This is a genomic window from Sulfurifustis variabilis (assembly GCF_002355415.1).
Taxonomy (GTDB): Bacteria; Pseudomonadota; Gammaproteobacteria; order Acidiferrobacterales; family Sulfurifustaceae; genus Sulfurifustis; species Sulfurifustis variabilis.
The window spans coordinates 1,546,387-1,567,143 of record NZ_AP014936.1; the positions used below are offsets into that span (position 1 = coordinate 1,546,387).

Here is a 20,757-nt window from a genome sequence, read left to right on the forward strand (position 1 = left end):
CGGCTAGCCCGCCGAACGGGCGGGTTTGCCCCGCTGCAGAATGTCTTCGACCATCGCGCGGTAGGCCCGCCGGTAGTGCTCGAGGGTGTGGTGGGCGCGCGCGTGATCGCGGGCGGCGCACGCCCGGCGGCGCAATTCCTCCGCGGGCAGACCGGCGACGTGGCGCACCGCCGCGCGGATCGCCGGAATCGAGGCGTCCTCGAGCGTGACGCCGAAATCCCGCGTGTCGATGCCCGCTTCGCGCGTCAGGATCGGGATCAGGCCGGCCTGCATGCACGTGAGCGAGGAGGCCGACTGGCTCTCCGCGCACGAGGGGAACACGAGCGCGACGCAGTCCTCGACGACGCGCAGGAAGTCCGGTCCGTCGACGTCGAGCCAGCCGACCGTGCGCACGTTCGGCGTGCGACCGAGCTCCGCGTCGTAGATCCGTGCGAACTCCGGTTCGCGGTCGATCGGCCCGCACACGCGCAGCTCGAGCTCCGGCATGTCGCGGAACGCCTCGAGCACACGATCGAGCCCCTTGTGCACGAATCCCGTGCTTCCGAACCAGACGAAGCGCCGGCGCGCCGCGTCGTAATCCTTGCGCTCGGGAGACGGATACGTCCGCAACGTGGGCACGGGCAGGCAGTAGAGGGGCTTGCCCGCATACGCGTAGGTGCCTCGCAGGAACTCCCCCCCGAGCAACGCGCCGTAATCCGCCAGCTCGATGGCCCGGTTGGTCTCGACGATGCGGATGCTGGTGCACGTGACGCCGCGCCGGCGCTGAAGGTCGAGCGCGCGGCCGAAGGCCGCGTGGTTGTTGAACAGGAAATGCGCCGTGTCGAGGTGCGCGATCCTGACGCAGCCGTCGGGCAGCAAGGGGGCGAGACGGTCGAACTGCGTGCGCGCGCAGACGAAGAACCGGTAGTCGCGCCGCGGCACGAACGCATCGTTGCGGTAGTCGATGACGTCCACGTCGAAGCCGAGATCGAGCCAGGTGCGCGCGATGAGGAGGGATTCGCTGTGGTGCGTGTGTGCGGTCGATACCGGCTCGCCGGGCGAAAGAAGGAAAGGCTCGAGCACGTAGGCGAGGAGCACGCTGCCGCGCGCCGGCCGAACGGTGCTCCGGAGGGACACGCATCGGGGCGACCAGGTGCACGGGCGGCGGCGTATGTCGAGCCCGGCGCGTGCGAGAAAGGTGCGTCCGCGCTTCTTGAGGTTCGTCAGCGTGACCATGTCGTCGCCCGGCCACAGGGAGATGTCGGGATTGTCGCGCCCGACCCGCTTCCGCAAGTTCGGGCGGGTTCCCGTTTCCGCACATCATGCGACTCAGCGTCATTTTGCCCTGCCGCAACGCGGCCGCCACCCTCGAGGAGCAGCTCGGGGCCCTGGCCCGTCAACAGCGCCCCCCCTTCGAGGTCGTCGCCGTAGACAACGGCTCCACCGACCGGACCCCGGCGCTGCTCCAAGGCTATCGGGACCGGATGCCATCGCTCCGGGTCGTCGAGGCCGGCCCGCCCCACAGCGCCGCCCACGCTCGGAATCGGGGCGTGGCGGCGGCCACCGGCGAGGCCTTCGCTTTCTGCGACGCCGATGACGAGGTCCATCCCGGTTGGGCCGGGGCGATGGCCGATGCGCTCGCGCGCCACGACGTGGTCGCCTCGCGCGTGGACGACAGCCGGCTCAACGCGGGACGGGCGGGAGCCATCTGGGATTCGTCGAACGACCCGACGCCCGGCTTCGTCGTCTTTCTCGGTTTTCTGCCGGCCGCGTCCGGCTGCGGTTTCGGCTTCACGCGGCGCGCATGGGACGCGATCGGTCCCTTCGACGAGTCGTTTCAACGGCTGGAGGACATCGACTACTCGTGGCGCGCGCATTTTGCCGGATTCCCGATCCACTACGCGCATGACGCCGTCGTCTACTATCGTTATCGCGCGAGCCTCGGCGGAACCTGGCGTCAATGCGTCGCGGAAGGCCGGTACGAGGCCCGGCTGTACGAAAAGTACCGGTCGCGCGGGATGGCCTGGCGGCCGCTCCGCCAGGCCGCCGGCGATTGGGGACGGCTGGTCCGCAGCCTCCCGGCGCTGCGCAGGCCGGACGGCCGGGCGCTCTGGATCAAGTGCGCCGGATCGGCGACCGGGCATGTCGCCGGCAGCATTCGTCATCGGGTCCTCGCGCTCTGAGCCGCGTCGAGCGGGAGGGCGGGGCGGGTACGCACACGCATCTCCCTGCCTCGACATCGCTCAATCACATGTCGGCAGGGCTCCCGACGAGACGAGGTCGAGGCGCCACCGGTCCGCGAGGCGGTCGTAACCGGTCTGGTTGGGATGGAGGTCATCCGTCATCCAGCGAGGATCCGCGCGGTTCCCGTCGTCGGGCAGGCTCAGCTGGGACTGCTGGTCGACCAGCCAGATTCGGGTGCGGCTGCGGTCGAAGGCCACGTTCGCGACGTTCTGGTTGAACGTCGTCACGTCGAGCGAGCCGTCCAGGGTCGGAATGATGCGGGCCACGAACACCGACACCCGGTAGTGTCCCTCCGCCCAGGCATTGATGCCGTCGAGAATGCGCTCGACGCCGGCGCTGTTGGTGTCGAAGTGATTCGTGCCGATGTGCAGCAGCACGATATCGGGCGGATTCGCGTCGAGGAAGCCCGCGATGTTGTCGGCGATCGTCCGGCCGCTGCTCACGGTGCAGTACGGCGTGTTGTCGTCGCACCAGCCGTCGTGGCCCTCGTGATCGCGATCGGCGAGCGGGGGGTTCGCGGAGCCGCCCTGGTGAGCGACGCTGCCCACGAAGTCGACCGGCAGCCCGAGCGCGCTCAAGTCGCTGTGGAGCTTCCTGCGGTATCCGACGTACTGGCTCTCGGGAAGCCCCGGCATGAATCCGGCGGTGATGGAGTCACCCAGCGGCATGATGCGGAGGCTTCCGTCCACGAGCAGCGCCATCGTCCCGACGTCGGAGACGAGCCCGGAGGGATCGCTCACGCGGTAGGTGAACCGGTCCATGCCGCGCGCGTTCGCGTACGGCGTGTACGTGTAGTTGCCGGACGGGTCCGTGCTCAGGGAACCGTTCAGCGGATAATCGAGAATTTCGTAGATGAGGGCGTTGCCGTCCGGGTCGCTTCCCGGGAGGCGGCCGCTGAGGGTCGCGCTCGCGGACGGGACGGCCACGCAGGCGTCGGCCGCAGTCGGCGGCTGGTTCCCGCGGGGCGGCGAGCCGCCGCCCGATCCTCCTCCGCCTCCGCCGCAGGCGGAAACGCCAAGCAGCGCCGCAAAAATCCAGGCGCGGTGGGGAGCGTCAGATGCGAGCGCGGTCATCGGAGTCGGGGCGCGTGGCGGCGGGCCATGGCCCGCCGCCGTCACTCCATGCTCACCGCGCGCAGCGGAACATCACGGTGTCGAACTGTTCCGTGTACGGCGTGTTCGTGCCCGCGAGCCCGAACGCGCCGCTCGGCAGCGTGGCCGTGGGACCGAACTGGACGAACGTGCCTGCGTAGACCAGCGGCTCGCCCGTGCCCGAATCGACGCGCGAGGCGGACGCGTCGACGTAGCTGTACGACCCGTCCGCGATCGTGATCGCCCCGGCGTTCGACCCCGCGATGATCTCCGCGGCCGTCGCCAGGCGCTTGCCGGCGTTCGTGCACGCCGCCAGCGCCTGGCCCCACGAGAACTCCACCGCCGGACCCGCGCCGACCTGGATCCCGGCGCAACCCTGGCCCGTCGCTTCGCAACCGGCCGGGACGGCCGTGACGACCTTCGCGTCCTTGTCCACGCAGCTCGCGCCGACCCGGACCATTCCGTCGGCGTCGCTGCCGCAGGGGCCGGTGCCGTTCAGCGCGTCGCGCAGCGCCGCGAAGTTGGCGTTGACCTGTGCCGCGCTCGCCGTCTGGCCGTCCTGGAACGTGTGCGGAAGCGTGACGGCGTACACTGCCGCCCCGCCCGCGGCCGCCGTGCCGAGCACGAGGCCGGTGAACCACCCTTTGGAAAACCGTTTCCGGTTGCCGTCCATGTGAACCTCCATTGTCTATTGGTATGCGATGAATCCGGTTCTTTCGGCGGATCAGCTGTCCCAGCTGCACCCGCCCCAGTTCGAGCTGCCCCAGACGCAGGTGCTCGTTGCATTCGAATTATTGCCGCCACCGCCGCCACCGCCGCAGCCGGCGAGGAGCGTGAAGAGGGGAAGGAACCAGAACCAACGTGGGATCGTCGAGCGGGATTTCATTGTTGTTACGCCTCCTTCTGTCGCGCCATGGTTATTATCGAACGCGTCCGCTTCCACGCGCGTCGCGACGGCCCGTCTTCCCTGACAGGAGGTGCGCTTCGTGGCAACCGTAAAGCGCCTGTTGTGACGTGCTCGTGCGGAAACCGTTTATCGTTCGAATTGAGCGACGACGCTAAGCCCGAACCGCGATGCGCGCAATTAGCGTTTCACCTGAGAGATAACCTCGATCCGGCCGGAGGATCGCGCAGTAGACATTGAGGCTGCGCGGTGTCCGAACCGCGCCACTGCGTTATGCTCCCCGCAACAGGGAAGGAGGGAGCGAGGATGCGTAGACGGATGCGGGCCGCATTGCGGCGAGTGGCGACGCGCGTCATTCGGCCGCTGTACGAGTATGCGGAGCACCTCGCGGAGGCGGATCTGCCGGCCTTCGCCAACCACCCGCGCAATCTGCAGATCGAGCGGCCCCGGCGACTCTACGACACCGACCGCGTCTGGATCGGCGACGACGTGAGCATCGGCCCCGGCTCGCTGATCGTGCCCCAGACGATCTATCCCACTCCCGTCATGCGGGATCCCGCGAGAGAGCACGAGGTCCAGACGTTCGATCCCCGGATCGCGATCGGCCACCGCGTCACCGCGACGGGCGGCCTCACCATCGCCGCCATGCAGGAGGTCGTCATCGAGGACGACGTGATGCTCGCGTCGAACGTGATGATCTGCGACGGGCTGCACGGCTACGCGCATGCCAACGAGCCCTACAAGTACCAGCCGATGTTTCGCATCGCGCCGGTCCGCATCGGTCGCGGGAGCTGGCTCGGCCAGAACGTGGTGGTGCTGCCGGGGGTCACGATCGGCGAGCTGGCGATCATCGGCGCGAACAGCGTGGTGTCGCACGACGTGCCCGCGCGCGCGATCGCCGTCGGACAGCCGGCGCGGGTGATCAAGCGCTGGGATGCCGCCACGCAGCGATGGGTCCCGGCCCACGCCCGGCGGGCGGGTGCCGTGGGGAGCCGGGGGTAGGGCGGTCGTGCGTCTGGCTTACCTGGTAAACGCATTTCCCATTCTGTCCGAGACGTTCGTGCGCGAACAGATCTTCGGGATGATGGAGCGCGGCCATCACGTCGAGATCTACGCGCTCGACGTCGGCGGTGACACGGCTCGCGTGGTCGACGAGCGCATCGGCCGCTGGCAGGAGGACGCGCGCGTGTACCACCTGCGGGCACCGGCAGGCTGGCTGGCCCGCGCCGGAGGCGCATGGCGGGCAGCGAGGGGAGCCGACGCGGCATGCGTGCGAGGGTCGCTCGACGTCGCGCGCTTCGGACGGGACGCGCTCGGCCTCGGGCTGCTGTATCGATCGGCGGCGCTGGCCCGCCGCGGGCGGCAACGCTACGACGTGATCCACGCGCAATTCGGCCCGCTCGGTCATATCGCCGTGCGCCTGCGTCAGCTCGGCCTGTGGGAAGGCGCGATCGTGACGTCGTTTCGCGGCTACGACGCGACCCAGCTTCTGCGCCGACGGCCAAACCGGTACCGGGAAGTCTTTCGCGAGGGCGAGCTCGCGCTCCCGGTGAGTGGCGCGTTGCAGCGAGCGCTCATCGCGCACGGCGCCGATCCGTCGCGCGTGGAGGTCCACCACTCGGGGATCGACTGCGCATCGTTTCCCTGTCGCGAGCGCACGCGACGCGCGGACGAGCCGCTGCGGGTGCTCTCCGTCGCGCGACTCGTCCCGAAGAAGGGGATCGACGACGCCGTCCGGGCCGTCGCGCGCCTGGCGGAGGACGGCGTCGACGTGCGCTACGAGGTGATCGGGAGCGGCGGGGAACGGCCGCGCATCGAGGAGCTGATCGATCGCCTGGCCCTGCGCGATCGCATCACGCTCCTCGGCGAACGGTCGCACCCGGAGGTGAGAGCCCGCCTCGAAGACGCTCATGTGCTGCTCGCGCCCAGCGTGACCGCGAAAGACGGCGACCAGGAGGGCATTCCGAACGTGCTGAAGGAGGCCATGGCGAGCGGCATGCCGGTGGTGGCCACTCGCCACGGCGGCATTCCGGAGCTCGTGGAGGACGGGGTTTCCGGTTACCTGGTGGCGGAGCGGGACGTCGCCTCGCTGGCCGACCGGCTCGCTTTCCTCGCGCGACACCCGGAGCGGTGGGGCGAGATGGGGCGGTCCGGCCGCGCGAAGGTCGAAGCCGTGTTCGACCGGCGTCGGCTGAACGAGGAGCTCGAAAACCTCTATCGCCTCGCCCGTGAGCGCCATGCGCGACGGGGCGTCGCGGCGAGCGCCGGCGCCCCGGCCAGCGCGACGCCCTGACAACGAGCGCCTGCCCTGTCGGGAACGCAAGGACGCATCGAAGGAACGGCATCATGTGCGGCATCGCGGCAATCGTCGGCAGGGAACTGACCCCTGCGCACCCCGGAATCGAGGCCATGGTGGCGGCGCTCGCGCATCGCGGGCCCGATGCCGACGGCATCGCGCGCCTGGACGGCTGCCACCTGGGCCATGCGCGGTTGAGCATCCTCGACCTGGCCGGCGGCGCGCAGCCGATGACCTACGCAGGCCGCTACTGGATCACGTTCAACGGCGAAATCTACAACCATGCCGAGCTGCGCGACGAGCTGATTCGTCTCGGGCATCGCTTCGCGACGCGCTCGGACACGGAGGTGATCCTCGCCGCCTACGCGCAATGGGGCGAGGCGTGCCTCGACCGGTTGCGCGGCATGTGGGCGTTCGCGATATGGGACGCACGGGAGCGCGCGCTCTTTGCGTCGCGCGACCTCTTCGGCGAGAAGCCCCTGTACTACGGGCAGACGCCGGAGGGAACGCTGCTGTTCGCGTCGGAGATCAAATCGCTTCTGGCGTCCGGGGCGCTGACGCCGCGGCTCGACCGGTCGGCGGTGGACGCGTTCCTCGCCCTCGGCTACGTGCCGCCTCACCGCACGATCTACACCGAGATCCGGACGCTCCCGCCGGGCCACTGGATGACCTGGCGGGACGGGCGCGCGCGGGTGGTGCGCTACTGGCGGCCGGGCCTCGCGCCGGAGCCGATGGATATCGGCGAAGCGGCCGAGGCGCTGCGCGCGCGCGTCGATGTCGCGGTGCGGCGGCAGATGACCGCGGACGTGCCCGTCGGCGCGTTCCTCAGCGGCGGGCACGACTCGAGCACGATCGTGGCGCTCATGGGCCAGCATTCGACGAGGCCGGTGCAGACGTTCTCCGTCGGCTTCGGCCGATGGATCGACGAGCGGCCCTACGCGCGCGCCGTCGCCAAGCAGTACGGGACGGAGCATCACGAGGTCGATCTCGGCGCGCCGGACGTCGGCGCGTTGCTCGAGCGAATGGCAAGGGTGTACGACGAGCCGTTCATGGACGCGTCGCACATCCCGACGTTTCTCATCGCCGAGTTCGCCCGCCGGCGCGTCAAGGTCGTGCTCACCGGCGACGGTGCGGACGAGCTTTTCGGCGGGTACGCATGGTACCCCCTGATCGCGGCCGCGGCGGCCGTGCCCGGCTCGCTCCTCGCGTGGCTCGTGTTGCGCTCGGCGAGCCGAATGATCGGCGACCGCGTCGCCGCGCTCGTGCTGTATTCGCGGGCGCTCGGTCTCGCGGCCCGTACGGCGGACACGTGGCAGCGATACGTGCGCTACCGCCTGGTCTTCGGCGACGCGGAGCGCCGTGCGCTGTGGGCCGGCGAAGCGCCGGCCACGGAGGACTGGCTGCCGCGAGCCTATTACCGCCAGGACGGCCGCAACCTCGGTTTCGATGCGGCGCTCTACTTCGACCTCGCGGCCTTCCTCCCGGGAGACATCCTGGTCAAGGTCGATCGCGCGGCGATGGCGCACGGCCTCGAGACGCGCGCGCCGTTTCTCGACCGCGACGTCGTCGAGCTCGCGCTCCGTCTGCCGGCGGCGCTCAAGGTGAGCGGCCGGAAGACCAAGATCGCGTTCAAGCGCGCGTTCGCGGATCTCTGGCCGCCCGCGCTCGCCGCGCGCGGCAAGCAGGGATTCGCCGGACCGCACGAACGCTGGCTCGAACGACCCGACGTGGCCGCATTGGAGCGGCGGGTGTGCAGGCCGGACTCGGCGCTCTCGCGGCTCCTGCCGGGCATTGCGGTCGACGCCGGACGGACTTCCCAGCAACGGTGGAACCTCCTGACGCTGGGGCTGTGGCTGGAGAGCCGTGCGCGCGCATGACAACGCGCGAGGAGCGTCCGCAATCGCGTCGAAGCGGTCGCCGAACGCAAGGGCTTCGCTACTCAGTAGTTTCGGCAATACCGGGTGCGGCGGGGCGGGGGCATACTCCGGAGACCCGGCGGGAAAGCCGGGGGCCGGCGAGAACAACAGTCAATCGGCAGAATGATGACGCACGCCATAGACCGGGAAGTCAGGCACGAAGTCCCGTTCGGAGACTCCGCTTCCACGCTGTTTGCGGGTCAATTCCTGCTGGGGCCGGAGCTGCCGCAGTCGCTCCCCTCGTGGGAGCGATACGCGCTCGGCGACGGTCTCGCGCTGACCGTGCACCCGCAGCTTCCCGTGCATACCGTGTCGCAAGGCGACCGGTCGCTGACGCTCGTGGGCTTCGCGCTGGATCCCGACCTGCCGACCGCGGACGATACCGACATCCTCCTGCATCTGCTCGAGCGCTACGCCTCCATCGACAGCCTGATTGCCGCGACCGCGCAGCTGGGCGGGCGCTGGGTCCTGATCGCGCAGGCGGGGGACGCGCGGCACCTGTTTCACGACGCGCTGGGTCTGCGGCAGGCGTTCTACACCGATCCTCGCGTCACGACGGGGCTCTGGGTCATGTCGCAACCCGGGCTCGCGCTCGAGGTGCTCAATCTCACGCCGGCCCGCGAGGCGCTCGAGTTCATCGACTCGTTCGAGTTCCGCTCCTTCGCGGAGTACCGCTGGCCCGCGGCGGCGTCGCCGCTGCAGGAGCTGCGGCGACTCCAGCCGAACCACGTGCTCGACCTGCACTCGGGCAAAGTCAGGCGATTCTGGCCGACGGTTCCGATGCGACGCCCCCCGATCGCCTGCGCCATCGCTAACGTCACGCGGCTCCTGACCGGCCTGGTCAAGGCGGCCGCGCACCGTTACGACCTCGCCCTCGCGCTGACCGCCGGCATCGACAGCCGGGTGGTGCTGGCGGCGAGCCGGGAGGTCAGCCATCGCATCAGTTACGTGACGGTGCGTCAGGCCCGCATGGCGGACGACCATCCGGACGTGGTGGTGCCCGCCCGGTTGTTGAACCGCCTGGGGCTGCCCGGGGAGATCGTCCGCGCCCGCGCGAGCATGTCGCCCGTATTCAGCTGGGTGTACAAGCGCAGCGTCTTCCTCGCGCACGATCATTACGGCCCGGACGCCGAAGCCATACTGCGCCGCTTCGGGCGGCGGAAAACGGTCATCACGGGAAGCGGCGCCGAGGTGGCGCGGTGTTCGTTCCGCGACGTGTACGCGTTCGCCCGGTGGCGCCGGCCTTCGGCACGCGACCTCGCGCGACTCCAGCAGATGGGGGAGCATCCGCTCGCGATCCGGCACTTCGGCGAATGGCTGGAAGACGCGCGCTGCCGCGACTACGTGCCGGTCCTCGATCTCTTCGAGTGGGAGCAGGGACACGGTAGCTGGCTGGCCTCCACCCAGCTCGAGTTCGACATCGCCTGGCGCGACATCTTCACCCCGTACAACTGCCGGGCCGTGCTCTCGGAACTGCTCGGCGTCGAGGAGCGACACCGGAGGGCGCCGCGACATACGCTGTTCCGGCGGATCGCGGAGACGATGTGGCCCGATGTCCTCTCGGAGCCCATCAACCCCGGAAAGCCCAAGGATCACGCGCGTCACCTGTTCGGCGTCTGGCGCAAGCGAATCGGATGGGAGATGCGCGGCCGGCTGGGGGCGCTATGGCACTGAGCCTGCGGGATCTGCGAGCCGCGTGCGCCCGTCGCCGGATCGGCGGCTGGCTGCTCGAGGGCGAGGAGAAGGCGACGGGCCTGCCCCTGTCGATATGCGTCGCCGCGCAGCTCGAGAGCAAGAATTACCTCGCGGGGCTCGCGTTTCGCCGTCACCGCGAGCGCGCGTTGGGCCTCGCGTGGCGAGGCAAGATGCTGCGGGAGGTCCTGTCGGCGCGCGCGAATCATATGATCACGGTATTCGACGGCGAGGCCGCACGCCGTCGCCCTGCGTGCTTCGAGGTGCCCAGCTGGGTGTACGGCGAGATCGTCCTCGAGCAGGCGATGGCGCGCATGCGCGAAAGCCGCAACATCGGTCGGGACCTCGAACGCCTGCGCCGCCAGGGACTGACGTGCGAGTGGACGCGCGACGCCGGCGCGCTCGCGGACTTCTACTGGCGGATGTACCTGCCCTACGGGCGGTCGCGGTTCGGGGAAGGTGCGGTGTTGGTGTCCTGGCCCGCCTTCCTGCAGGCGATACCGCGCGCCGAGCTGATGCTCGTGAAGCGGGACGGGCAGGCGATCGCCGGCGGCGTGCTGGTCCGGGACGGTACGGAGATCATCTCGTGGGTGCTCGGCGTCAGGGACGGCGATCCGGCGCTCGTCAGGACCGGGGTTCTGAGCGCCCTCTACTGCTTCAAGATTCCCGAGCTCAGGACACGCGGACACGAGCGCGTCCAGATCGGCTCCACCCGGGCGTTCCTGAGCGACGGCGTACTGCGGTTCAAGCGGAAGTGGGGCGCGCGGTTGATCCGCGCCTCGGCGGAGCACCTGCAGCTCACGGTGCGACGGCTCACGCCGGGCGCCTGCGCTTTCCTCCAGCACAACCCGTTTATCTACCGGCGCAGCGGCGAGTTGCGGGCCGCGGTATGGGCGGGCGGCGGTGTCGAGCCCGCCACGCTCTTCAGGGAATACATGCTTCCGGGTCTCGCCGCGATCGATCTCTATGCGCCCGGCAACCCGCTTCCCCTCACCACCCAGGCGGTGGCCGGCGACCCCGGCACCCGGACCGAAGACGCATGAAACCGGACTGGCGTCTGGCTCGGCTCCGGGCCGAGCTCAAGCGTTACGACCTTCTGCGCCGCGGGGTGCGCGGACTTCGGGTGTTGCGCGGGCGGCACCTGGCCGACGTCTGGCGCATCGAGGCGCCGGAGGCGCGGACCGGCAAGCCGCTGTCCATGCTGTTCGTGGGCGAACCCGTGACGCGCCATTACCTCTCCGGCCTCGTGTACGAGAAGTATCGGGACGCCTGGGGCCGCACGATCCTGCCCCGCGGCGCGCTCGTGCCCGGCACGCGACTGCTCGGGCGCCGCTGCGATCTCCTCGTGCACGAGTCGGCGATGCCCGCGCCGGGAGCGCTGCCCGGCGGCGCCTTCTGGATACCGAACTGGGTGGGGGGCGAGATCGAATTCGCGGAGGCGGAGCGTCTCAAGAAGACGAGCGGCCGGCTGCAGGCGGACCTCCGGCGGCTGCGCAAGCTGCCCCACCGCGTGCACACGACGCGCGCGCCCAGCGAAATCTATCGTTTCTACTGCGAGTTCTACGAGCCGTATATCCGGAGCACCTTCGGCGCGTGCGCCTGTCTTTCTTCCTGGGAGGAGGTCGAAGCGCGGCTGCCGCAGAGCGAGCTCTTTTGGATCATGCGGGACGGCGAGCGTCTCGCCGGGCAGATCGTCCTGTACGAACCGGAACGTGTCCGCGCCTGGTGCCTCGGCGTGAAAAGCGGCGCCCGGGAACTCGTGCGGGCCGGGGTCATCGCGGCGCTGTACCAGGCCGAGATCCAGCACCTGGCCGGAAACGGGTACACGCGGCTGCACGTCGGCGCGTCACGCCCGTTCCTCACGGACGGCGTCCTGCGCTTCAAGCGCAAGTGGGGAATGCGGCTCGTGGATCACAGCGATCGCGGTCTGCTGCTCACCGTGCGGAGGGCGAGCGAACCGTTGCGCGCATTCCTGGCGGGGCACCCGTTCGTATCCCTGGGCGCGCACGGGAAGATGCAGGCGAGCGCGCTCGTGGGCGGGGCGCGTTCCGGCGAACCGGGGGAACCCGACCGCGAGCTGTTGCCCCCCGAGCTCGGCCGTCCGTTTCTCTACGAGCTGGAGGACGGCGGGGCGGTCGAATGGAAAGGCCTGGCGCCGGCAGCCTAGGGCGCGAGGGAAGAGATATGTGTGGAATCGCGGGATGCATTGATTTGAGCGGACATCCGATCAGCCGGAGCCTGATCCAGGCGATGACGGACGCGATCCGCCATCGCGGTCCGGACGACGAGGGATACGTGCTCATCGACAGCAGGGCCGGGAAGAGCCAGGCGTTCGCCGGGCCGGACAGCCCGCCCGCGGTGCGCGCCACGATGCCGCTGTTCGATCGCCACATCGAGAACGCCACGGCGAACATCGGGCTCGCGCACAGGCGCTTCTCGATCATCGATCTGTCGACCGCCGGCCACCAGCCGTTCTTCTCCAACGACGGTTCCTGCTGCGTGGTCTACAACGGCGAGATCTACAACTACGTCGAGCTGCGCGAGGAGCTCGGGCGTCAGGGCGTGCGGCTGCGCAGCCAGTCGGACACCGAGGTGCTGGTCGAGGCGTACCGGCTCTGGGGCACCGACTGCTTCTCGCGGTTCAACGGCTTCTGGGCGCTCGCGCTTTACGATTTCCGGAAGAGGCGCCTGATCCTCAGCCGGGACCGGCTCGGCAAGCGCCCGCTCTACTGGACGCGTCGCGGCGGGCGGGTGTACTTCGCCTCCGAGATCAAGTCGCTTCTGCAGGCGCCCGAGATCGCGCGTACCAAGTCCGTCAACCGCGAAGCCTTGTGGCACTGGTGCGTCGACGGCATGCGCGATCTCGACCAGACGACCCTGTTCGACGGCATCCATAACCTGAAGCCGGCCTCCTGGGTGGTCGTGGGCACGGACTTTCCCGGCGGCATCCGCACGTTCTGGGACATACCGGCCGGGCGGCTGCGCGAGTCGGAGCTGGGTATCGACGACGCCGCACGCTGGGTCCGGGAGACGCTCGAGGACGCGGTGCGCATCCGGATGCGGGCGGACGTGCCGATCGGTTTCGAGCTGAGCGGCGGGCTGGATTCCTCGACGGTCGTGGCGCTCGCGGCCGGCGCCGGCAAAGGCGCGGTCACCACCTATACCGTGCGTTTCCGCGATCCCGGCTGGAACGAGGAGCCGTTCGCGCGTGCCGTGGGCCGACGATTCGGCACCGATTACCGGGTCATCGATCCGCCGCTCGACACCTTCTGGCGCGGCATCGGGGCGTTCACGGCCCTCCAGGAGGAGCCGTACCACTCGCCGAATCTCCAGACGAGCCAGGTCATCTGGTCGCACATGCGCGCGGACGGCACCAAAGTGACGCTGACGGGGTCGTCGGGCGACGAGCTCTTCGCGGGCTACTCGCGCTATTTCTGGAAAGCCCAGCTCGAGAACCTCGCGCTGGGCCGCTGGGGCCATTTCGGCAGAAACGCGCTGCGCTGGTCGGAGAGCCACGCCTTCGTTCCGCAGTTCCTGCGGGAGATCGTTCGGGCGAGCGGCCTGCGGCGCGCCGCCCGGAGTACGCGGCGCCTGCTGGCCGGAGACCGGGATTATCTGGTCGACGTGCCGTTTCCGGCGCGCCTGCACGAAAGCGGCTCGCTCACCCGGTCGCTGCGCGCCGACATCACCAACACGCTGATCCCGTATTGGCTGATGTCGGGGGACAAGACGCTGATGGGGGTTCCGTTCGAGGGCCGGTGCCCGTTCCTCGACTATCGGATGGTGGAGGTCGCCCTGCGCCTGCCGGTGACGTACCTGATACGGGACGGCTGGCACAAGTGGATTCTTCGCAAAGCGATGGAATCCCACCTGCCCCATGACGTCGTCTGGCGAAGGGCGAAGATGGGGTTCCCGTTTCCGTACGAGTCCTTCTTCGAGTCGTATCGTCCCATCATCGACCTCATCCTCGCCGAGGCGAGCAATCCCTACGTGGATTTCGGGAAGAAGGACGTGCTGCGCAACGACTGGAGGGCGCTGAGCTTTCTTCTGTGGTACGAGTATTTTTTCAACGGCAACATGGACCTGTTCGACCGGATCGAACGCGCGGCCTCGCACGGAAGCGCGGGCGCGGCGCTGCCCTTCAAGCCGGCGTTCCTCCGCCGGCCGTCCGGGCCGGCGGCGAAGGCGGTATAGCCATGGAAATGCCGCTCGTCACCATCGCCATCCCGACCCATAACCGCGCGGACAGCTACCTGCGCGATGCGCTGCGGTGCGCCGTGGAACAGACGTACGCGCGGCTCGACATCCTCGTCGCGGACAACGCGTCGACCGACGGCACCGCGGAGCTGGTCTCCCGTCTGCGCGACCCGCGCGTGCGCTACCTGCGCCACGACGTGGCGATCCGGCCCAACGACAACTTCAATTTCTGCATCGCCCAGGCGCGGGGAGAGTACCTCCTCCTGCTGCTGGACGACGAGCAGGTGGACCGCGACTTCGTGGCGACATGCCTCGATGCCGTCGGCGGTCGCTCCGGAATCGGCCTGATCCGGACCGGTCTGCGCACGATCGACGGAAACGGCATCGTGATCGGCGAGTGTCCGAACGAGGCCGCGGGCCTCCCGATCGGAGACCTCTTCCTCGCCTGGTTCGAGGGGCGAACCTCGCTCTACCTGTGCAACACGCTCTTCAGCACGCGCGCGCTCCGGGCCAGCGGGGGTCTGCGGTCGCGGCACTGCCTGTTCCAGGACGTCATGGCGCAGGTCCGGGTGGCCAGGGCGTCGGGACGGGCGGATGTCGAGGCGATCAAGGCGACGACGCGCAGCCATCCGGGACAGTTCACGTACTCGGCGAAGGTCCGGGAGTGGGCCGAGGACGCGATCGATCTGTTGCGCCTCATGTGCGACGCCGCCCCCGAACGACGCGAGGCCATCCGCGTGAAGGGCGGTCGATTCTTCGCCACGGTCAGCTACAGCCGGGCGAACGCGATCCGCGCGCCGCTTGCCCGCCTCGAGGCCTATCTGCTCGTCTACCGCCTGTTCGGTTATCGGCACCTGCCGCCGTTGCGGGTGGTGCTTTCGGCGACGGCCCTGTATCGCGTCGCGCGAGACCTGAAGCGCCGACTGAAGGGGCAGCCGCGCTGGGCGGCGGCGGGATGAGGGGAGCTCGATGAAGCTGTACGCCATCTGCCTGGTGAAGAACGAGGACGACGTGATCGGTCAAACGCTCGCCCACGCGGCGAGGTACTGCGACGGCATCTTCGTGATCGACAACGGGAGCACGGACGGAACCTGGGACATCGTCCGGGATCTGGCGGCGCGGGACCCACGGATCGTCGCGTTCGCGCGCACGCTCGAACCGTACGACGACGCGTTGCGCTGGCCCCCCTACGAGGAATACCACGGCCGTCTTTCGGACGACGACTGGTGGCTGATCCTGGACGGCGACGAGTTTCTGGCCGAGGACCCGCGGCCCGTGATCGCGGAGGCGTCGCGTGAGCCGGCCGAGGTGATCAACGCGTGGCAGATACAGTTCTACTACACCGAGAAGGACCATGCGGCCTGGCTCGCCGGCGAGGACACGCGCGACCGGCCGATATTCGAGCGGCGTAGGCACTATCGCATCGACTGGCAGGAACCGCGGCTGTTCCGGAACCGCCGCGAAGGGACCTGGGAAGACGCCTATCTGCGCCGCAAGCTGCCGGCGCCCCGTGGCGAGGACGGGCAGGAAGGACCCGTGCGCGTCGGCCGGATCGCGCGCCGAAAGATCCTCAACCGGCATTTCCAGTACCGGGACCCGGAGCAGATCGAGAAGCGTCTGCGGCTGCGGTACGGGCACGCCAAGTTCGCGGCCCAGGTCGACTCGACGGATTGGCGGACGAAGATGCGGTCCTCCCGACATCTTCATTGCCACCGGCCGGGCGAACGCTGGCATTTCAGCGCCTCGGGACTGACTTATTACTACTCGAGCTGGATGCGATACGTGCTCAAGAGCCGGGTCCAGCGCGCACAGCGGCGGTTCGCGGAAGTGATCGGATGAAAACGGAAACGGCGATGTGGGACGGACGCGACGTATCCGCGGGGCGTGGGGCGGACTCGGGAGAACCCCGGGAGGCGGCCGCGCCCCTCGTGAGCGTGGTCATCCCGACCTTCAATCGCGCCGGGCGCGTGGCGAACGCCTTGCGGAGCGTTCTGGCGCAGACCTACACGAACCTGGAGATTCTGGTCGTCGACGACGCTTCCACCGACCGGACCGCGGACGCGGTCGGGTCGTTCGCGGATCCGCGCATCCGCTATCTGCGCCACGGGAGCAACCGCGGCGGCGCCGCCGCCCGCAACACCGGCATTCGCGCGGCCGCCGGCGAGGTGATTGCATTTCTCGACGACGACGACGAGTGGCTGCCCCAAAAAGTCGAAGAGCAGCTGCGCTGGCTCGACCGGTTCGATGCCGTGGTGTGCGCGTCGACGGACAGCCGCGGTGCGATCACACCCCGGCCGCGCGGCGGCCGATTGACGTTGAACGAGCTTCGACACGGGCCATGGGGGGGCACCGGGGTCCTCATGGCGAAAGCCGGACTGATCCGGGAGACGCTCTTCGACGAGGAACTGGCGCGCGGGCAGGACTGGGACCTGTTCATCCGGATCGCGCTCAAGCGGGAGATCGCGTACCTGGACAAGCCTCTCCTGCGCTATGACGCCGGCGTTCACGATCGAATCACCAACCGCCTGTCGCGCGTATCCGTGCGCGAGATGGCGCACCAGCTGCGCGTGATCGAGAAGCACCGGCCTCTTTTCGGCGAAAAATGGTTCCATCGGCGCATGTGCGAGGCGTTGCTTTACGACTTCGGGCGTCGGAAGGACAGGGCGGGGGTGCTGGTCCACGCGGCGCGCAGTCACGGATGGCTCAACGTCGTGCGCATCCTGATGATGCGGCTTCGAGAGCGGATTCGGCGGGTCACCGCGCGCGGGGCGACGGGATGGCGGATACCCAAGGCATTGCAGCCGTGACCGACTCCAGAACCGAGCCCGCGCCGGGAGAGGGCACGCAACCGGGCGACGCGACGGCAGGCGGCGTATCGGGCCATGCCGGCGCGGGTCGGGCGGACGCCTTGGTGACGGTCGTCATTCCCACGTACAACAGGGCCGCGTTGCTGCCGAAGGCGATCGCGAGCGTGCTGCGGCAAACGCACGCAAGGTTCGAGATCGTCGTGGTCGACGACGGCTCCACCGACGCGACGGCCACGGTCGTGTCGTCCCTGCAGGATCCGCGGATCCGTTACGTGCGGCACGAGCGGAACCGGGGCCTGCCCGCCGCCAGGAACACCGGCATCCGCGCGGCCCGGGGAGAGTACGTGGCCTTCATCGACGACGACGACGAGTGGCGCGAGGACAAGCTGGAACGTCAATTGCAGGTGATCGGCCGGTACGATGCCGTTCTCGCGACCGGAGTCGCGGACGGTTATCCGCTGCGGATCCATCGCAGGCCGGAGATCAGTCTCGACGATCTCCGGAAAGGCAGCTTCAATCCCTCGAGCCTCCTGGCCAAGACGTCCGTGCTCCGGGACGTCATGTTCGACGAGTCGCTGCGCCAGGGCGAGGACTGGGACGCGTTCATCCGCATCGGAAAGCGCTACTCCATCGGCTGGCTGCCCGAACCGCTGCTCATTTACAACGAGGGCAGCCATGTGCGCATGACGAACGAGGCGAAGACCACTTCGGTGACGGAACTGGAGCGGCGTATGGCGGTGCTGCGCAAGCATCGGGAGTTCTTCGGCGAGCGCTGGTACGAGTACCACGTGGCGGACAATCTGCTCTCGTACATCGCCACGCGGGCCGACCGGCTGAGCTGCGTGCGCTATGCGATCCGTCGTTGCGGCGTGCTCCCCGTGGCGACGGTGCTCGCGGACAAGACGCGGCGCTTCGTCGTCCGCCGATTCTGGAAGTATCTGGTTTGGAGGGGCCGGGTGCCCGGCCCCGTGAACGCGGACAAGGCATGACACGCGCGACCCGGCAAGCGGCGGATGCGACATGACGATCCAGACGGAACTTCGGCGGGAAGAACGACTGACGCGACAGGACGGCGCCGGACCGGGCGCGCGCGACGTGGAGCGGGAACCGTGCCGGATACTCTTCGTGCCCGGATTCGTTTGCGACACCTACTCGGAAATCGAGCGTCAGTATGTCGAGCTGTGCGCCGCCGCCCGCAAGGACGTGCGTTACCTGTGGCTGGTGCCGGATATCCGTTGCCGCGGCAACCGTTTCGCCCGGCCGGCGCTCCGCGAAAAGCTGGCGGAGCCGGTCTGGGTGCCCCGGCTCCGGGAGCACGGCGTGCCGTACGTCGTGGGAAACATCTCGCGGTACAACGTCGTCCGGAACTACCGGTTGTTCCGCGACGTGTTCCGGCGTCATCGCATCGACGCGGTCTACACGCACTTCGGTTACGAGCGGTTCTGGGCCGCGTTCTTCGGTCGTCTCTGGGGCAAGGTGACCATCTGGAACGAGCACTGGCATTCGCTCGGTACGCGTTTCGTACGATTCAAACGGCTGTTCTACGGTGCCTTCGTCGACGATTTCCTCGCGGTGTCCGGGTTCATCGGCCGGACCCTGCCGGCGGGCGCCGCCGTTCACGTCTTCAAGAACGCCGTGCACCCCGAGGAGAAGAGGGCGGCTTCGCCCGAGGAGGCGGCGCGCATGCGAGGCGCGCTCGGCATACCGCCCGGCGCAAAGGTGGTGCTGATGGTGTCGGCCTTCCGGCCGAACAAGCGTTACGACCTCGCCATGCGTGTCTGCAGGGAGGTGCTGAACCGCAGGGAGGACGTTGCGTTCGTATTCCTCGGAGAAGGGGCGATGCGCCCGTGGGTGCTGGAGGAAGCAAGGCGTTGCGGCCTCGGGTCCAGGATCGCGGCGCCGGGACACGTCGACGATGTCGACCGGTATTACGCACTGGCCGACGTGTGCATGCTCACTTCCACGGGAGAACCGTGCGCCCTGGCGATTTTCGAAGCGATGAAGCACGGGCGGCCGCTGGTCGCGTTCCATAGCGGAGGGACCCCCGAGATCGTCCGGGACGGCGCCACCGGCATACTCGTGCCGGAAGAGGACGTGCATCGATTCGCCGAAGAGGTGCTCGGGCTGCTGACCGACGGGCGAAGACGGTCCGAGATCGGCGCGGCGGCCCGCGAATCCGTGCGGAGCGAGTTCAACCGCGCGAAATGGATCGGTGACCTGAACAGGCTGTTGAGGAATATCGTGGAACGCCGGCGGAACGGACGCGCTTCGATCGCCGCGCCGCCCGATCGACGATCCCGCGTGTTGCGCGAGTAGACGCAGGCAAGCGATCGACGCCGCCTGAAAAACGACGATAGACGGGGCTGAACGGTGGAACTGCTGTTGCTGAAGCTGGTGGGGCTGACGCGTCCGCTCGCGTCGATGGAGTACGCGGAGCCGGTGTTCGCGATCCTGGGCGTCGGCCTCTTCGTCCTGCTCCTCGGTGGCGTGCTGATCCGGGCGGCCGTCCAGCAGACCGTGCGTTTCACCGCCATCGACCTGTTCGCGGTCGCCTTCGCGTTCTGGGCGCTCGCGGGTTGGGTCAGTTATTACGAGGAAGCCCGTTTCAGCGAGCTGTTGAAGCTCGTGCTCCCGGTCCTGAGTTACACCGTGGTCAAGAACATCGTGCCGGACCGGGCCTCGTACCGGCGGGTGGTCCTCTGGATTCTCGTCGGGTTCGCCATTCCGACCCTGGTCAGCGCGGCGCTGATCGTGGCGAAGCACCCGACCGCGGTCGACATGGTGAATTACTGGACGGAGGTGACCCGCTGGAAGGGCGTCTACACCCACTCCCACAATCTCGGGCACAGCATGACGCTCTTCCTGATGGCGATGGTGCTGTATGTCTCGTTGCGGGACGCCCGGGACGAACGGTGGCGCCTCGGCGCGAACGCGTTGCTCGTCGCGTTGGGCGCCGTAGCCCTGTTCTGCCTCTTCATGAGCCAGGTGCGCTCCGCCGTGCTGGGTCTCGTCGTGTTTCTCGCGCTCTACACCTTCTTCGCGCGGAGGCGCCTGTTTCTGCTCGGGACGGCGGCGGCTGCGCTGCTCGTCGTTGCGACGCTGCCTTACTGGTTCGCCGCGATGTTCCCGGAGTTCGAGGTGAGCCGTCCCGGCGCCGAGGTGGACGTCCTCGATCTCGGTTCCGGCCGGCCGCGATTCTGGCTCAACGACCTCGAGATCTATGCGGGGCTGCCGGTGGACCAGAAGCTGCTGGGACTGGGCACCGGGGCGGGATTCGCGGACGGCGAGCAACTCCTCGGGCACAACGATTGGCTCGGCCTGCTGACACAGACGGGGCTGATCGGGGTGTTGCTGTTCCTGGGGCTGCAGCTCGCGATTCTGCGTGCGATTCTCCGCCTGCCGGCGTCGGAACGCTATTTCTTCCTGGCGTTGTTCGCGGCGGTGAACGTCATGATGGCCGTCAGCAACAGCTATGCCTGGCGCATTCAGGTCTCGCAGCTCTACTACATCCTGCTCGCCTTCATCGAGGTGCCCGTCGGCAGTGCCCGGCCGGCGGCGCAGGAGGCCGGAGGCGAACGCGGGCGCCGGACGGAGCTCGGGACGGCTGCCATCGCCCGGAGATGAGCTGAAG

The 20,757-nt window shown here is 68.7% G+C and carries 17 protein-coding genes; 14 read left to right on the forward strand and 3 right to left on the reverse strand.

What is annotated here, in order from left to right; genetic code table 11:
• Positions 1-3: 3 nt before the first annotated feature.
• Positions 4-1,272: a glycosyltransferase gene (locus SVA_RS07455; RefSeq protein WP_096460634.1), complete on the reverse strand. Its 1,269-nt coding sequence runs from the start codon at positions 1,270-1,272 to the stop codon at positions 4-6.
• 29 nt (positions 1,273-1,301) lie between these two features.
• Between SVA_RS07455 and SVA_RS07460 the strand changes: the two genes are divergently transcribed.
• Positions 1,302-2,162: a glycosyltransferase family 2 protein gene (locus tag SVA_RS07460; protein WP_096460635.1), complete on the forward strand. Its 861-nt coding sequence runs from the start codon at positions 1,302-1,304 to the stop codon at positions 2,160-2,162.
• A gap of 60 nt (positions 2,163-2,222) precedes the next feature.
• On the opposite strand, the gene SVA_RS07465 is transcribed toward SVA_RS07460, so the two are convergent.
• Both SVA_RS07465 and SVA_RS07470 read right to left on the reverse strand, forming a co-directional pair.
• Positions 2,223-3,296, reverse strand: coding sequence for an Ig-like domain-containing protein (locus tag SVA_RS07465; RefSeq protein ID WP_269456938.1), 1,074 nt, complete (start codon positions 3,294-3,296; stop codon positions 2,223-2,225).
• A gap of 52 nt (positions 3,297-3,348) precedes the next feature.
• Positions 3,349-3,987: a hypothetical protein gene (locus tag SVA_RS07470; RefSeq protein WP_096460637.1), complete on the reverse strand. Its 639-nt coding sequence runs from the start codon at positions 3,985-3,987 to the stop codon at positions 3,349-3,351.
• Positions 3,988-4,524: 537 nt separating this feature from the next.
• Between SVA_RS07470 and SVA_RS07475 the strand changes: the two genes are divergently transcribed.
• From SVA_RS07475 to SVA_RS07530, 13 genes are all read left to right on the forward strand, one after another.
• Complete coding sequence (locus SVA_RS07475) at positions 4,525-5,220, forward strand: acyltransferase (RefSeq protein WP_169924009.1); 696 nt, start codon at positions 4,525-4,527, stop codon at positions 5,218-5,220.
• 58 nt (positions 5,221-5,278) lie between these two features.
• Positions 5,279-6,511, forward strand: coding sequence for a glycosyltransferase (locus tag SVA_RS07480; RefSeq protein ID WP_169924010.1), 1,233 nt, complete (start codon positions 5,279-5,281; stop codon positions 6,509-6,511).
• Between the two features lie 53 nt (positions 6,512-6,564).
• Complete coding sequence (asnB, locus tag SVA_RS07485) at positions 6,565-8,391, forward strand: asparagine synthase (glutamine-hydrolyzing) (protein ID WP_096460640.1); 1,827 nt, start codon at positions 6,565-6,567, stop codon at positions 8,389-8,391.
• A 162-nt stretch (positions 8,392-8,553) separates the two neighbouring features.
• Positions 8,554-10,104 (forward strand): hypothetical protein, encoded by a 1,551-nt coding sequence (locus tag SVA_RS07490; protein WP_096460641.1) that lies wholly within the window; start codon positions 8,554-8,556, stop codon positions 10,102-10,104.
• Positions 10,095-11,165: a hypothetical protein gene (locus tag SVA_RS07495; RefSeq protein ID WP_096460642.1), complete on the forward strand. Its 1,071-nt coding sequence runs from the start codon at positions 10,095-10,097 to the stop codon at positions 11,163-11,165. Before SVA_RS07490 ends, SVA_RS07495 begins: the two co-directional genes overlap by 10 nt.
• Positions 11,162-12,289: a hypothetical protein gene (locus SVA_RS19770; RefSeq protein WP_169924011.1), complete on the forward strand. Its 1,128-nt coding sequence runs from the start codon at positions 11,162-11,164 to the stop codon at positions 12,287-12,289. Before SVA_RS07495 ends, SVA_RS19770 begins: the two co-directional genes overlap by 4 nt.
• A gap of 17 nt (positions 12,290-12,306) precedes the next feature.
• Positions 12,307-14,316 (forward strand): asparagine synthase (glutamine-hydrolyzing), encoded by a 2,010-nt coding sequence (gene asnB / locus SVA_RS19775; RefSeq protein WP_269456939.1) that lies wholly within the window; start codon positions 12,307-12,309, stop codon positions 14,314-14,316.
• Positions 14,317-14,318: 2 nt separating this feature from the next.
• Positions 14,319-15,278 (forward strand): glycosyltransferase family 2 protein, encoded by a 960-nt coding sequence (locus tag SVA_RS07505; protein ID WP_096460644.1) that lies wholly within the window; start codon positions 14,319-14,321, stop codon positions 15,276-15,278.
• Positions 15,279-15,288: 10 nt separating this feature from the next.
• Positions 15,289-16,158: a glycosyltransferase family 2 protein gene (locus SVA_RS07510; RefSeq protein WP_096460645.1), complete on the forward strand. Its 870-nt coding sequence runs from the start codon at positions 15,289-15,291 to the stop codon at positions 16,156-16,158.
• Complete coding sequence (locus SVA_RS07515) at positions 16,155-17,126, forward strand: glycosyltransferase family 2 protein (RefSeq protein WP_197703419.1); 972 nt, start codon at positions 16,155-16,157, stop codon at positions 17,124-17,126. Before SVA_RS07510 ends, SVA_RS07515 begins: the two co-directional genes overlap by 4 nt.
• The gene (locus tag SVA_RS07520; protein WP_169924013.1) at positions 17,123-18,115 is read left to right on the forward strand and encodes a glycosyltransferase family 2 protein; all 993 of its coding nucleotides are present in this window, start codon (positions 17,123-17,125) and stop codon (positions 18,113-18,115) included. Before SVA_RS07515 ends, SVA_RS07520 begins: the two co-directional genes overlap by 4 nt.
• Positions 18,116-18,146: 31 nt before the next feature.
• Complete coding sequence (locus SVA_RS07525; protein WP_096460647.1) at positions 18,147-19,442, forward strand: glycosyltransferase family 4 protein; 1,296 nt, start codon at positions 18,147-18,149, stop codon at positions 19,440-19,442.
• Between the two features lie 54 nt (positions 19,443-19,496).
• The gene (locus SVA_RS07530) at positions 19,497-20,750 is read left to right on the forward strand and encodes an O-antigen ligase family protein (RefSeq protein ID WP_096460648.1); all 1,254 of its coding nucleotides are present in this window, start codon (positions 19,497-19,499) and stop codon (positions 20,748-20,750) included.
• Positions 20,751-20,757 lie beyond the last annotated feature (7 nt).

Bases quoted from the DNA above. Each gene is read 5' to 3' on its own strand.
- SVA_RS07460 (WP_096460635.1), top strand. From the start codon at position 1,302: ATGCGACTCAGCGTCATTTTGCCCTGCCGCAACGCGGCCGCCACCCTC.
- SVA_RS19770 (WP_169924011.1), top strand. From the start codon at position 11,162: ATGAAACCGGACTGGCGTCTGGCTCGGCTCCGGGCCGAGCTCAAGCGT.
- asnB (WP_096460640.1), top strand. From the start codon at position 6,565: ATGTGCGGCATCGCGGCAATCGTCGGCAGGGAACTGACCCCTGCGCAC.
- SVA_RS07465 (WP_269456938.1), bottom strand. From the start codon at position 3,296: ATGACCGCGCTCGCATCTGACGCTCCCCACCGCGCCTGGATTTTTGCG.
- SVA_RS07495 (WP_096460642.1), top strand. From the start codon at position 10,095: ATGGCACTGAGCCTGCGGGATCTGCGAGCCGCGTGCGCCCGTCGCCGG.
- SVA_RS07505 (WP_096460644.1), top strand. From the start codon at position 14,319: ATGGAAATGCCGCTCGTCACCATCGCCATCCCGACCCATAACCGCGCG.
- SVA_RS07525 (WP_096460647.1), top strand. From the start codon at position 18,147: ATGACGATCCAGACGGAACTTCGGCGGGAAGAACGACTGACGCGACAG.
- asnB (WP_269456939.1), top strand. From the start codon at position 12,307: ATGTGTGGAATCGCGGGATGCATTGATTTGAGCGGACATCCGATCAGC.
- SVA_RS07510 (WP_096460645.1), top strand. From the start codon at position 15,289: ATGAAGCTGTACGCCATCTGCCTGGTGAAGAACGAGGACGACGTGATC.
- SVA_RS07470 (WP_096460637.1), bottom strand. From the start codon at position 3,987: ATGGACGGCAACCGGAAACGGTTTTCCAAAGGGTGGTTCACCGGCCTC.
- SVA_RS07515 (WP_197703419.1), top strand. From the start codon at position 16,155: ATGAAAACGGAAACGGCGATGTGGGACGGACGCGACGTATCCGCGGGG.
- SVA_RS07490 (WP_096460641.1), top strand. From the start codon at position 8,554: ATGATGACGCACGCCATAGACCGGGAAGTCAGGCACGAAGTCCCGTTC.
- SVA_RS07475 (WP_169924009.1), top strand. From the start codon at position 4,525: ATGCGTAGACGGATGCGGGCCGCATTGCGGCGAGTGGCGACGCGCGTC.